This window comes from Microvirga arabica (assembly GCF_016811235.1).
GTDB lineage: Bacteria > Pseudomonadota > Alphaproteobacteria > Rhizobiales > Beijerinckiaceae > Microvirga > Microvirga arabica.
In genome coordinates, this window is the sequence record NZ_JAFBID010000023.1 from 27,671 (window position 1) to 40,352 (window position 12,682).

Here is a 12,682-nt window from a genome sequence, read left to right on the forward strand (position 1 = left end):
TCATTTCAACATGCGTAAAAGGTTTCCCTCTTTTCAATGCTGGAAGAGGCACAGCGGCCGACGTCGAAGTGGTAGTATGAGGTGCCGATCATCAAGCAGGTGAAACAAAATTAGATCGTGTTATGGGTGGGAGATGAACGGAAGCATAGCGGAGAGATAGCAAGTGGCGCATCAAGAAACGAAAACATCCATGAACCTCTGCGCTAGAAATCTCCAGAGCTCGGATCTTCGGGGGCAGAACTCAAGCGAACAGATAAGAAACAGAGAGCTCAAGATTTTTTCGGCCGTATTGTCGGTCTTGTTGATTGTTCTACTGCCAGTCTTTTCAGTGACATATCTGCCAGGTGTCGATCTGCCAAACCACCTCGCTCGGCACTATATCGGTCACGCACTAAACAACTCACTAGACCTGCAGACATTCTATACCTTTGATTGGCGGCTCATCCCAAACCTTGCTGGGGATGCTATCGCGAGTCTGCTGGACGATTTTCTTCACATCCATGACGTCGGTCGGGCGATCTTCGCACTCAGCCTTAGTCTTTGGGTAATCGTGCCGGTTGTTCTCAACCGAGTTCTCTGGGGGCGTTTCTCGGCTTGGCCGCTCTTCGTAGCATTGGTTGTTTATAATGGCAACGTAGCATGGGGGTTTGAAAACTATGTCTTAGGTTCAGCTCTCGCTGTGCTCGCTTTCGTAGTATGGGTTGGTACAGACAAGATGCGTTTGGACTTGCGCTTGTTGCTTTTCACAATGATCGCTACTCTTGTGTACTTAGGACATCTGCTAGCATTTGGCTTCCTCGGGCTGTCAGTCGTTACCTATGAAGTAGGGCGATCTTTTAGAGCAGCCGACGTCACTAAATTCTTGCTGATTAAGAAAGTCGCCTTCACGATATTTCCTTTCTCTCCTGCTACAATACATTTTATAGCTGTGACGCTGCAAGCGCCACCTACGCACGGCTCAGGTACTGCGTATGATATGCCAAGGCAGCTCTTCCAGGCTCTACTATCACCAACATCTGCTTTCCAGGCGAGCGTTGACATAGTAGTATTTTTGGTCGTTTCACTGTCTCTCTACATAAGCATCCGAGTTTTTGGGTGGCTCAAGGTTCATCCCACAATGGTGCCAGTACTTTGGTGCACGGCATTAGTAGCTGCGATCATGCCGACACTGCTTCTAGGTGTCGGATTCACTGATATTCGTCTGCCGTTCGTGGTAGTAGCACTCGTAATAGCGTCTTGCCGATTCGAGGGAGGCAGGCTGCCACAGAGACTGCTTACAGTGCTGTTCCTTGGTGCTTTGTGCCTTCGAGTAGGAACTCTCTTAGTGTCGTGGAGAGCGCATGAGATAGAGGTCACTGAGCTTGTTGCGAGCTTCCGTCAATTGCCGATGGCGCCGCGCATTCTTGTAGTGTCTGCACCTGAAGAAGGTACGCAGCTTATCCACTATCATAGCGCTTCGTATGCCGTGATTGAGCGCCATGCATTTCTGCCGAATCTGTTCACAGGCGGATTCCCTCTCAAAACTGTTCCTGAATTACGGCGCCTTGATCACCCCCAGCCAACTCCCCTACCACTGCACTATTTAGATGACGCGCTTAGGGCAGGTGGGGATGCATTGTCTTACCTACCCGGTAGACCTCATGTTTTCTGGAGAACCTGGTGGCAGGATTTTACTCACGTTCTTGTATTCGGAAAGGGAGAACAACTTAACTGCCTTTCCAATCTGCTCAATCCGGTAAGCGACGGAAGCTTCTTTGTTTTGTACAGCGTGCAAACCCGTACACAAGCAGATCGCCGCCTCAAAGGAGTAGAAGGGTGCTAGAGAGGTTTGATCTCGGGGTTTGGTGAGGCATTGTTTTCTACGGAATGAAAGGATGCGCCATGGGCCGACGGGGCGGTCTCCCAGAATGTCTGCATCTGAGGAGCGTTGAGTGATGCTGCCATCCGCAACCATCAATGCAGATGTCTGCGAACGTACATAAAATGTACACGCCTGTGCTGGCTGTATCGTAGGCTGCCACTCGATAAATACTCACACCAACACAGGCTAGGAAGAAGTCGAGGAAGAGTAACGTGGTAGAAATTCCATTTAATCGTCCCACCCTGATCGGCAAAGAGATCACCTATCTTCGCGATGCGATCCGCCGAGGTCAATTATCCGGCGACGGCTATTTTACCAGCCGCTGCAACATGCTGATCACAGAACTGACCGGCGCGCAGAAGGTGCTTCTCACACATTCGTGCACGGCTGCGCTGGAAATGGCTGCAATCCTCTGCGATCTCGCGCCTGGCGATGAGGTGATTATGCCCTCCTTCACCTTCGTATCGACAGCCAATGCGGTCACGCTGCGCGGGGCGACTCCCGTCTTCGTTGACATTGATCCCGACACTCTCAACATCGACCCAATGCGGGTAGCGGACGCTATCACTCCACGTACCCGCGCTATCTTCGCCGTACACTACGCTGGATTTCCGGCCGACATGGACGCGCTGGCCAAAATTGCCCGAGCCTATGACTGTCTGTTGGTGGAAGATGCGGCTCAGGCACTGGGGGCATCCTATAAAGGGCGTCCGTGCGGCAGCTTAGGCGATCTGGCGGCTTTTAGCTTTCACGAAACTAAGAACGTCATCAGCGGTGAAGGCGGTGCGCTGACAATCAACCGTCCTGAGTTGAATGAGCGAGCAGAAATCATCCGTGAAAAGGGAACGAACCGGTCGAAATTCTTCCGGGGCCAGGTTGATAAGTATACTTGGGTAGATATTGGCTCGTCGTTCTTGCCGGGCGAGCTGATCGCCTCCTATCTTTGCGCCCAGCTGGAAATGGCGGAGATGATCAAGATCCGCCGGCTGTCGATCTTTGAGCGCTACATGGAAGCCTTCGCGCCGCTGGAGCAGGCGCAACGAGTCCGGCTGCCACGCTGGTCGGAGCACAGCACTGGCAACGGACACATGTTCTATCTTCTATTAAGAGACGGAGCGGACCGCGACGCCTTCATCGCCCACATGCGAGCTGCGGGGATCGGCACGCCCTTTCACTATGTGCCACTACACAGTGCCCCGGCGGGCCGCCGCTATGGACGCACCAGCGGCACACTCAGCATCACCGACAGGATCTCGGAAACACTGGTGCGGCTGCCGATGTTCTTCGAGCTCGGATCACAAGCCGAAGACGTCATCGATCGGGCGCATGCTTATTTCGACCCGGCAGGGGTGACTGCGCAATGACCGATCGACCCCTGATCAGCATCGTCTCACCGGTTTATGGCTGCCGCGATTGCCTACACGCCTTGGCTGACGTAGTCGGCCGCGCCTTTGAAGGTTGCGACTTTGACTGGGAACTGGTTCTGGTCGATGACCGCGCGCCGGACCAGCCGTGGTCCGTGATAGCGGAGTTGGCCGCTCGGGACCAGCGCATCCGGGGCGTTCGGCTAACCCGCAACCACGGCCAACACTTGGCGATATGGGCCGGGTTGGAAGCGGCTAGAGGCGACTGGGTCGCGGTGATTGACTGCGATTTGCAGGACGACCCCGGGATCATCCCCGCCCTGCGTGAAAGGGCCCTTTTGGAGGGCGCTGATGCCGTAGTTGTCGACCGAGGGGATTGGTCCGACACTGGTTTGCGTCGGCGCACCTCTCGGCTGTTCTACCAAACGATGGACATGCTGACTAAGATTCGGCTGAACAACAATATTGGCAACTTCGGTCTCTACAGTCGGCGCTTAGTCGATATCCTGCTCACCTTCCACGACAAGGAAGTGTTCCTGCCGGTTATGGTGTCACTCACCGGTCTGCCCCAAGTCACCTATATGCTTGATCGCTCCGGCCGCCATGCTGGCAAAAGCTCCTACAATCTGATGCGACTAATGCGAATGGCAGTAGCGATTATCATACGCTTCTCGGACCGGCCGTTGAAGCTGAGCATTATCATAGGGTTGACCTTCAGCAGCTTCGCGGCCTTGTGCACAGTGCTCATCTTGCTTGCTTGGGCAACCGGCGCGTTCACCGTTCCAGGCTGGACCAGCCTGATCCTGTCACTGTGGTTCTTGGCCGGGTTGATCCTGGCGGTGCTGGGAGTACATGGCTTCTATATCGGGAGGATCTTCGCCGAGGTGCAGGATCGGCCACGCATTTTTGTAGAGCGGACCACTGATAAGGAGAGCGTGCTGTGAGCCCATCCTCGGGTAGCGTAGGAAGACTGGGACGTTACGGCGTTGTGGGGGCCGTAACCAACCTGTCACTCTATGTGCTGTTTCTCCTTTTGGTCTGGGCCGGTGGGGCGCCCCTCCTAATCTCAGCGCTGTGCTATGTTCTAGGCGTGATAATGAGCTATCTTCTGAACCGCCGTTGGACCTTCGCCAGCCGCAGCAGCCACAGCCATGACCTGCCACGTTTCCTTCTGGCTTACGGCATTGGGCTCGGCACCACCCTAGTGTCGATGAACCTTCTAATTAACCTGCTCCGCCCGGCTATTGCTCAGATCCTGACCATCGGGGTCACTGCGTTATCGATCTATGCTAGCCTATACCTCATGCGCTTCGGTCAACCAGATTAAACTGCAGCAGGGCAGCAGGTGTAGGCACGGTTAGAAGTGTTGTTAGGCGCGAGAAGTCACTTCTCTTACCACATCCGTAGCAAACCAGCGTTATGCACGACACTGCAGCCATCAGAGACGGGATAATGCCACTTTGCCTGAATGATCTCGAAACCCGCCGCTTCGGGGTAACCTGTGCCCAAATTGACGGGCAGGCTGCCGAGTTGCCAAATTTGGTTGAGGTCAACCAGGCTGCCCGAGCGCAGAGAGTGGCTATGATCTCGACCCGCGTTGATGTTGGCGCTCTGGATCGCGTGCATGCACTGGAAGCCGACGGCTATCGCCTGATGGACACGCTGGTTTATTACGGCCGCTCCCTTCGGGGTTTGAGCAAGTCGCGCCCTCTGCCCGCGGGCATCACCTTGCGGCTTGCTACCCCCGAGGATGCTCCGGCAGTCGAACGCATCGCTCGAAGTGCTTTCAGGGGCTATTTCGGTCATTACCATGCCGATCCACGCCTCGATAGTGCCGCGGCTGATGCGGCCTATGTGCAATGGGCCGGATCTAGCGTCGCTCGTACCGACCTAACCACACCAGTTCTCCTGGCCGTTACGTCCAACGACATCGTAGGCTTTGTGACCCTACGTCTAAACACCCACGATGAAGGCGAAGCAGTGCTGGCTGCTATCAATCCCGACTGCCAGGGCACCGGGCTGTACGGCCACCTCTTCGAGCAGGCTCTCTGGCTCTGTGCGGACTGCGGTGCCGAACGCATGATCACCTCTACACAGATCAACAATTACGCCACACAGCGTGTCTGGGCTCGACTCGGACTCATGCACCAGCGCAGCGTGTATACCTTCCACAAGTGGCTCACCTCGTGACGCAACTTTGCTGATGTAAGGGGATAACAGGGTTACTACTCATCCAGAACGACATAATCTTAACCTACCTCCTTGGTGGTACTTACCTGATGTTGCCAAAAGGAGTTCAGCATGGAATTAGTAGGGCTTAATTCTCAGCGGGGCAGCAACATGCGATCAATCTTGCATCGGTTTCGGTTTGATCAAGATGGCGCTGTCATCGTCTGGTTTGCCATTACTCTCCCTGTTGTCCTTGGCCTGTTTGCTCTGTCGCTCGACCTAGGTCGGTTTACGAGCATGCACACCGAGTTAAAGCAAATGACCGATGCGGCTGCTCTCGCGGCTGCACAGGCGCTCGACAGAAGCAAAACGGCGATGTCGAAAGCAAATGCTGCCGGGGCCGCAGTCATCAATGGCTCCAAGTTTGCGGATGCTGGAGGGTCGACGGTTGCCTTCGTCTATGCAGATACCTACGCTAACCTTACCGCTGGGACCTACCTCGATCCGACCAAAGAGGCGGATCACATGAAGGCTGCCTGGGTCCAGGCGACCACAAATCCTGGAACTGTGAATGGGATGATCATCCAAGTTCTTGGCGGAAGCCCGACCATGACAACCGTGGTTCAGTCGACGGCCGCCTCTCATTCGGTTGCCTGTGAGGTTCAGCCGCTGTTTATGTGTTTGCCGCAGGGCGGAACCACTCTGAAAAAGGGGCAGCAGGTCATCGTGAAATCGCAGCCAGGAAGCTCATGGGGGGCGGGGAATTTCGGGCTTCTCGATCCTCCCTACACTGGGCTGAACGCGGCGCAGAAAGCAACAATGATCAAGAAGAACCTTGCCTCATCCGACCCAGATTCCTGCTACATCAACAAGCTCTCCGTGGCTCAAGGCGAGGTGGCGGGGCCTGTCCGCGAGGGCTTGAATGCGCGGATGGATATCTTCGACAATAATCCCGATGCAGTTGTCAAGGTCGCTCCTGGCCCGATCAACTTCAAAGGAGTCCAAGAGCTTCGCAACAGTGGCTCGCAGTGCGTTAAGGCGACTAGTCTCACGATCCCTGCCACAGGCGGAATGCCCCGCGATACAGCGTTTGACGGCCCCTACGGAAACGGAGGGCCAAATGGGACGAATAGTTGGGCTGCAGGCGCGGCAGAATATTGGTCAACGCACTACACGGATGCCTACCCGGGTTTTGAATCCCGCTTTGACATGTACTTGGCGGAGGCGGGCTATTCTATGGATGCTCAGGGCAACGTCACCCAGAGTTCTACTGCCTACACTCCCAAGTCGACCGATCCCGAGATTAACAGGAAGGGGCCGGTATGTGCGAAGGAAGAGGGCATCATCAGCGATGTGAGTAAGCATGGCGGCTGGGAGCGGCGGGTAATCTACGCTGCGATGGTTGACTGCGTGGCCCATGCCGATTGGCTAGCCCACGGAAACTCGTCCAAATCTCCCCTCGAAACTGCTGACATCGGTGTGTTCTTCATGACGGAGCCGACAAACGGCCAAGAGCTGTACCTGGAGTTCGTCAGGAGGATCACCAAGGGGTCTGGAAGCGGTAAGCTCCACAACATTGTCCAACTTTACCCGAACCCGGTCGACGGACCGGCGGGCGATCCGAATGATGGGAATTAAAAGTACGCAGTTCACCGGAGGGTGGCGCGGGGCTCTCAGAAGGATACTGAACGCGCCATTGCAGAGGACTACAGGATTACTTAATAAGAAAGTAGATGCTGTTTTTCGCTGGTGCGTATACTGTCTGAGGTGGGCGCACGGGGGCTTCATGGAACGAATTCGAACAATAATCCGCGACGCGACAGGTGCAACGGCCGTTGAGATGGCCTTGGTCTTGCCGCTCGTGCTGCTGCTAACCTTCGGCACCATTGAGGTGGCGCTGTTCATGTATCATTCGAACGCGGCGCAGAAAGCCGCTGAACTTGGGGCTCGGTGGGCTACCGTCAATGCGCCGATCTCCACAACTTTGAAACTCGATATCGCTGATACAACCTGGTGGAGCATCGGCTCCTTCGGCGAAAGCTGCCACACCGTAGCGGGCGGGTGTCAGCCCAACACGGGCGACGTTTACAAGTGCAAGTCCGGTTCCGCCGACTGCACCATGACCGGCATTTTGACAGTAATGCAGCGGGCCTATCCCGACCTGCAAGCAGGCGACATTCTCGTCCAATATGCGGCTTACAACCCAGCCACGGAGCACGTTCTCGGCTTTGTTGGCAGACCGGGTGGAATTCCCATGAAGGTCACAGTCACGATCTGCAAGCAGTTTCAGTTTTCGTTCCTGTCTGTTTTCGTTGGCGCGTTCCCTAATCCAGACGCACCGGGCGAGTGCAATACCGAACTCAACAAGCCGGATGGATTTTACAGCCCGGCCCGAACCACGCTCGTGACTGAGTCCTTCGGCCCGCCGCCGTCCTGGCTTTAAGATCAATGTTGACCAATCCCGGCCATTGTGGGCTGCCTCAAAGCAAAGTCAGATTGACGTGGTACTTGGTGTGAGAGCAGATGGAAAGATAACAAAGCAATCACGCGTCAATCGAAAGCGGATTGAAATATGATTGTTATCGTTGGGATGTCTCACTGAGCATTATCTCTGAACTGGAGGCGGTGGCTTGCTCAATAACAGGATATGGCCGTTTTGCCTGATGCGTGGTCGAGAGGGGAAGAGAATGCTTGCCAAGATCATTGCGGAGTTCCGGAACTCTGAGCAGGGAGCGGCAATCGTCGAGACCGCGATCGTGGCTCCGCTTGCGATTCTAATTCTGGCAGGCGGGTTCGAAATTGGACGTGGGCTGTCCGTCCATCATGCAGCCGACAAGGCTGTCCGGAACGCAGCACGTTATCTGGCACGGGTTCCAGCCACATCTGCAACAGAAGCTATGGCGAAGCAAATCGTCACCGCGGATGATCCCAATCTAGCTGATGCGACGGTTACGATGGATGCGACCCGGTTTACCGCCGGTGTGGTGAGCCTGACCGCCGTTGTCCCCTATAAGGTGACTCTCCTGTCTGCTGTGTTTTCTAAATCAACTGTTCAATTCACGGTCGCCCACGAGCAGCCGTATGTGGGCGAGTAGGACCTCGTGCGCTCGTCATACCTAAAACGATATCAATTGTGATCGACAGGACGATCGTTCGAGAATGCAGTTCAGGGGGGCTGAAATGAGTGAGTTTTCCTTCGCGGATCTGGTGTCCGACATCAAAGCCACGGGACGCCTTGGCCCTGAGAATGTTCTGCGGTTACGCCGGTCCATCTATGGTGGGAGGACAGTGACCCAGGCGCAGGTCGAGGGATTATTCGAATTGGATCGGACCTGCTCCGAGAAGAGTGATGCTTGGACGGATCTGTATGCCGAAGCCGTCGCCGATTTCCTCGTCGAACAGCAGGAACCAAGAGGCTACGTCAGCGATCAGAATGCGGCTTGGCTCATCGATCATGTCAGCCGGGACGGCCGGGTTGATACTGCGGCGGAGCTCGAAGCCGTCATAGGGGTTCTGGACAAGTCCCGCCAAAGCCCCGAGCGTCTGGTGCGCTTCGCCCTCGAGACCGCGCGCGACACGATCCTCAACGGGGCTGCCCCGGCCCGTCGCGGCGGAGAATACAGGCCCGGCGTCGTGACGGAGGCAGACGTCAAACTCCTGCGCCGGATCCTCTATGCCTATGGCGGGGATCAGCACATCGCGGTCTCCCGAGCCGAGGCCGAAATCCTCTTCGAGGTCAACGATGCCACATCGGAGGCGGACAACCACCCGGCCTGGTCTGATCTGTTCGTCAAGGCCGTGGCCAATGCGGTGCTGTTCTATGCCGGGTATACGGTGCCGACCCGCGAGGAGGCGCTGCGGCGCGAGCGCTGGCTTGATGAGCCGGCCGATCTCGGCGCGTTCTTCACCCGCATGCTTGAGGGATTGGCTGGCATTCTCACCGGCTATGGGGCTCCCAAGGCACCCCGTCATGAGACAGAGGCGTGGAGTGATGCCGCCGTTCAGGAGGCCCGTCAGGTGACCGCGGATGAAGCGCGCTGGCTGAGAGACCGCCTCCAGCGGGATGGCGCCCTGCATGCCAACGAACGCGCCCTTCTGGCCTTTCTGCGAGGGAAAGCGATTCACATCGATCCCGCCCTCTCCGCCGCGCTCCCATAACCGGGCCGTTACACGGGCTGCGCCAGATGCATTTTGACGGCAGCGCCACGACCACGGCTTGCATCCGGGCGGAAAGCGGTGTTCTCAGGCCACAGCCTTGAGGTTTGGCGTGGTGGCATAGGCCCACGGCAGCAGATCATCGAGGCGGGTGTTGAGATGGCCGGTAACGATGCGGCTTAGCACGTCGGTAAGATAAGCCTGCGGATCCACTCCGCACAGTTTGCAGGTCTCCACCAATGAGGCGATGATCGCCCAGTGCTCGCCGCCGCGATCCGGTCAGGCTTCATGATGCTGTTCCATTTTCTTGTGAGCGCTACCGGGATTGAGGCTGGGCGAGGCTCCGACGGGGCGCAGGCGCCATTCCCATTGGCCTGACGGCGCTGGACCGCGCGATGTGCGATACACGATAAACGCGCCCTCACGCACCCGTTGCCAGACGGCCGCCCGCGTCAGGCCCGCCTGCGCGGCCACCTCGGACAGGGCGGGCAGCCCAGTGACGTCTGCGGTCCCGTCAAGACGCGCAATGTCCTCCGAGGTCAGGCGAACCCAGATCTTCGAGGCCGACCGGCGTTGGTCCGTCGACAGCGCCCCATCATGAGCCCAGACCCGGATGGCCGCCCGGCTCTGGCCAAGGCACCGCGCCGCGACCGCAGCGGGGACGAACCCGTCGCTGCGGTCCTGCCGGTTTGTGGTGTCGACAGGGCAGCCGGTGGGAATCCTATGGACGCGGCGCATCGAGGCCACCCGATCATAGGTCCAGGGCTTGCCGGTCTGCGTTCGCAGTCCCTGCGCGTTCAGGCGATTGGCGATGTGATGGTCCGGGTGCTGCCCGGCAAGTTCGCGAATGAAGGCCAGCACGTCTGGGTCGGTCCGCAGATGCCAGCCAAGAATCGGACAGCGGACGGTATGCCGTGTTTCGGCCCCGCCGCTCCACAGCAACCGAACGTCGGCCGTCCGCGTGGGCGCATCCGCCGTGATACGAACCTCAACGATCGCCAAGCGCAGCAGGCGCTTGCGGTCCACCGCCGTCGTGGTCTCGGCGTGCCACAGCGCCGGAAGATCGGACGCGAGGCGGCGGACCTCTTCGGTTTCCTCCTCGGTAAGGGGCGACAGCTCGGTGCGCTGAAGATGCGCGTATTCCTGCTCCAGCTGTTCCACTGCGCCCAAAGCGGATTCCCAGCGGCGTTCCAGTTCGCGCGCAACCAACCGGTTGTCCGGGTCCACGGCATCATACTGGCGTTGTGCCATTCGTGCCTCGTAGCGTGCCCGCTCAAGGCGCAGGCGCCATTGGTGATCGATGGAGCGCCGCTCTTCGGCCAGGCCCTGCAACGCGGCAATGGTGGTTTCCAGGCCAGCGGGACGGACGGCGTCCAAAAAGGCTTCCGCGGCGATCCGGTCGACCTCGCGCGCCAGGAATGATTGACAGGCCGGTTCGGCATAATTGGCCTGTGCCCGGCGGCATTCATACCGGCGGTGCTGATCGCCACGGCCATAGCTGACGGTCATCCGGCTGCCACAGCGACTACAGACCACGAGCCCGTGGAGCAAGGCCGCACCCTCACGGGGCGCACCGCGGTTCTTGCACTCGAAGTTGGAGAGATTGTCTCGTAATTGACGGCGGTTCGCCAGATAGGCATCGAAGCTCAGGTAGGCGGGATAGACATCCTGAACGACGATGTCCCACTCCTCGGGAGGGCGGCGCCGTTCCACCAATGAAGGCGGATCGCCCGGTGCGGCCTCGCGCTTCACCCGACCATAGACGAACGTTCCCGCATAAGCTGGGTTGACGAGCATCTTCTGGATCATCTGATAGGACGGCTTCATCCAGGCGATCCGCCCGGCATCGGGACCCGATTGTACCAGCCGCGGCAACATCAGGCCATTGTCGAGGAAGTGGCGCTGTACGGCGCGTGCGTTGCGCAGCACGGCAAACCGCTCGAAGACCGTACACACGGCCTGGTGTACAGCATCATCGGGATCGATCACGGCGATCCCATCCGGACGGCGACGATAGCCGACCGGCAGGGTAACCTTCAGTTCCCCGCGCCGCGCCTTGTTGAGCAGAGCTCCGTGCATGCGCGTCTGGAGGATATGGAGTTCTGCGGCAAACAAGGTTCCCTTGACACCCAGCAGCAGTTGATCGTTCGGGCTCTGCGGATCGTAGATCCCATCCTCGTCAGCGATGAGCGTACGGAACACCGCACAGAGTTCGATCACTCGATGCCAGTCGCTGTTGCAGCGCGACAGGCGCGAGACTTCGGTCACCAGCACGATCCCGACCTCACCCAGGCCGATTGCCGCAACCAGGCGCTGGAATCCTCCGCGCTGCTGACTGCTGGCCCCCGACAGGCCGAGATCATCGTCGATGACATGAATGCTGGTTTCCGGCCAGCCCATCTGCCGCGCCCGGTCAACCAGATCGTACTGGCGCCTGGTGCTCTCCTGATTGTTCACGACCTGCTGCGGCGTGGACTGGCGGATATAGACGAGGGCCTGCAGACGCAGATGGCGAGGTTCGATCTTGGACGGCGCATTCATGAGGCACCTCCCTTTCCGAGACCCTGCGGCTTCTCAGGTGGCGGCGTAGCAACTCCGCCCACAGGGCCGCCATGGGATTGTGGATGTCGGCTGGCAGCGTGGCCCAGATCGGTGGCTTCGGGGCTGACATGATCGGTCTCCACGCACGGCCCTATGCCGTGCGCTCGCACCAACCGGACCAGGGCGCGCAGACTTCCCGGCGAGAACCGGAGCGGCGGCATGGTTGAACCTCCGTCCTTGGACAGGTCGGTCCAGGCTAACGGTATCCGCTCCCGTCGCCCATCCGGGAGCTCGACGACCGCTTCGTCCTCGCCATCCTTCTCCGCTAAGCTGATCAGGCGAACAGCTTGCAAGGCCAATGGGTGGTGCCAGGCGACGATGCGGATCCAATGATCCTGAGGGTTAAGTCGAGCAGTATTGTGACGTGGGCTTGTCCGAGCCCGCGAACAGCGCATTCTTGCGCGTCAAAGCCAAGGGCCGGATCGCCCGCTCGACCACGCTGGAGTCGATCTCAATGCGCCCGTCGTCCACGAAACGGGTCAGCCAACCTTCAGTGACGCCCTCGCAGTGGTGCGTTGGGCGATCTGGCGCG

General features: G+C 58.2%; 11 protein-coding genes and 2 pseudogenes. 9 read left to right on the top strand and 4 right to left on the bottom strand.

All coding sequences use genetic code 11. From position 1 onward, the window contains the following. The first annotated feature begins 163 nt into the window (after nucleotides 1-163). The 9 genes from JQC81_RS13740 to JQC81_RS13780 all read left to right on the top strand — a co-directional run bounded on the left by JQC81_RS13740 (nucleotide 164) and on the right by JQC81_RS13780 (nucleotide 9,552). Nucleotides 164-1,822 (top strand): hypothetical protein, encoded by a 1,659-nt coding sequence (locus tag JQC81_RS13740; RefSeq protein WP_203272376.1) that lies wholly within the window; start codon nucleotides 164-166, stop codon nucleotides 1,820-1,822. A 251-nt stretch (nucleotides 1,823-2,073) separates the two neighbouring features. Then, nucleotides 2,074-3,225 (top strand): dTDP-4-amino-4,6-dideoxygalactose transaminase, encoded by a 1,152-nt coding sequence (gene rffA / locus JQC81_RS13745; protein WP_203272377.1) that lies wholly within the window; start codon nucleotides 2,074-2,076, stop codon nucleotides 3,223-3,225. Beyond that, nucleotides 3,222-4,169 carry a glycosyltransferase family 2 protein gene (locus JQC81_RS13750; protein ID WP_203272378.1) on the top strand — a complete coding sequence of 316 codons (948 nt, stop codon included), beginning with the start codon at nucleotides 3,222-3,224 and terminating at the stop codon, nucleotides 4,167-4,169. The genes rffA and JQC81_RS13750 overlap by 4 nt, the downstream gene beginning before the upstream one ends. A gap of 44 nt (nucleotides 4,170-4,213) precedes the next feature. Continuing rightward, nucleotides 4,214-4,552, top strand: a complete 339-nt coding sequence (locus tag JQC81_RS13755) for a GtrA family protein (RefSeq protein WP_312887514.1) — start codon at nucleotides 4,214-4,216, stop codon at nucleotides 4,550-4,552. A 125-nt stretch (nucleotides 4,553-4,677) separates the two neighbouring features. Continuing rightward, nucleotides 4,678-5,415, top strand: coding sequence for a GNAT family N-acetyltransferase (locus JQC81_RS13760; protein WP_203272380.1), 738 nt, complete (start codon nucleotides 4,678-4,680; stop codon nucleotides 5,413-5,415). A 111-nt stretch (nucleotides 5,416-5,526) separates the two neighbouring features. Beyond that, entirely contained in the window at nucleotides 5,527-7,032 is a 1,506-nt protein-coding gene (locus tag JQC81_RS13765; RefSeq protein ID WP_203272381.1) for a pilus assembly protein TadG-related protein, read from the top strand. 148 nt (nucleotides 7,033-7,180) lie between these two features. Next, nucleotides 7,181-7,837 carry a TadE/TadG family type IV pilus assembly protein gene (locus JQC81_RS13770; protein ID WP_281400272.1) on the top strand — a complete coding sequence of 219 codons (657 nt, stop codon included), beginning with the start codon at nucleotides 7,181-7,183 and terminating at the stop codon, nucleotides 7,835-7,837. A 244-nt stretch (nucleotides 7,838-8,081) separates the two neighbouring features. Next, on the top strand, nucleotides 8,082-8,489 hold the full coding sequence (locus JQC81_RS13775) for a TadE/TadG family type IV pilus assembly protein (RefSeq protein WP_203272383.1): 408 nt from the start codon (nucleotides 8,082-8,084) through the stop codon (nucleotides 8,487-8,489). A gap of 85 nt (nucleotides 8,490-8,574) precedes the next feature. Continuing rightward, nucleotides 8,575-9,552 (top strand): hypothetical protein, encoded by a 978-nt coding sequence (locus JQC81_RS13780; RefSeq protein WP_203272384.1) that lies wholly within the window; start codon nucleotides 8,575-8,577, stop codon nucleotides 9,550-9,552. An 84-nt stretch (nucleotides 9,553-9,636) separates the two neighbouring features. Here JQC81_RS13780 and JQC81_RS13785 read toward each other — a convergent pair. The 4 genes and pseudogenes from JQC81_RS13785 to JQC81_RS13800 all read right to left on the bottom strand — a co-directional run. Continuing rightward, nucleotides 9,637-9,825, bottom strand: a pseudogene (locus JQC81_RS13785) (transposase domain-containing protein); the annotation flags it as partial. 3 nt (nucleotides 9,826-9,828) lie between these two features. Continuing rightward, nucleotides 9,829-12,090: a recombinase family protein gene (locus JQC81_RS13790; protein ID WP_203272385.1), complete on the bottom strand. Its 2,262-nt coding sequence runs from the start codon at nucleotides 12,088-12,090 to the stop codon at nucleotides 9,829-9,831. Further along, nucleotides 12,087-12,545: a DUF5372 family protein gene (locus tag JQC81_RS34690; protein WP_512699541.1), complete on the bottom strand. Its 459-nt coding sequence runs from the start codon at nucleotides 12,543-12,545 to the stop codon at nucleotides 12,087-12,089. Before JQC81_RS34690 ends, JQC81_RS13790 begins: the two co-directional genes overlap by 4 nt. After that, a pseudogene (locus JQC81_RS13800) lies at nucleotides 12,523-12,633 on the bottom strand (IS66 family transposase); the annotation flags it as partial. The pseudogene JQC81_RS13800 and the gene JQC81_RS34690, both read right to left, overlap by 23 nt. Nucleotides 12,634-12,682 lie beyond the last annotated feature (49 nt).

Coding starts and splice junctions, on each gene's coding strand:
- JQC81_RS13780 (WP_203272384.1), top strand. CDS start 8,575: ATGAGTGAGTTTTCCTTCGCGGATCTGGTGTCCGACATCAAAGCCACG.
- JQC81_RS13750 (WP_203272378.1), top strand. CDS start 3,222: ATGACCGATCGACCCCTGATCAGCATCGTCTCACCGGTTTATGGCTGC.
- JQC81_RS13760 (WP_203272380.1), top strand. CDS start 4,678: ATGCCACTTTGCCTGAATGATCTCGAAACCCGCCGCTTCGGGGTAACC.
- JQC81_RS13775 (WP_203272383.1), top strand. CDS start 8,082: ATGCTTGCCAAGATCATTGCGGAGTTCCGGAACTCTGAGCAGGGAGCG.
- JQC81_RS34690 (WP_512699541.1), bottom strand. CDS start 12,545: ATGCGCTGTTCGCGGGCTCGGACAAGCCCACGTCACAATACTGCTCGA.
- JQC81_RS13770 (WP_281400272.1), top strand. CDS start 7,181: ATGGAACGAATTCGAACAATAATCCGCGACGCGACAGGTGCAACGGCC.
- JQC81_RS13790 (WP_203272385.1), bottom strand. CDS start 12,090: ATGAATGCGCCGTCCAAGATCGAACCTCGCCATCTGCGTCTGCAGGCC.
- JQC81_RS13765 (WP_203272381.1), top strand. CDS start 5,527: ATGGAATTAGTAGGGCTTAATTCTCAGCGGGGCAGCAACATGCGATCA.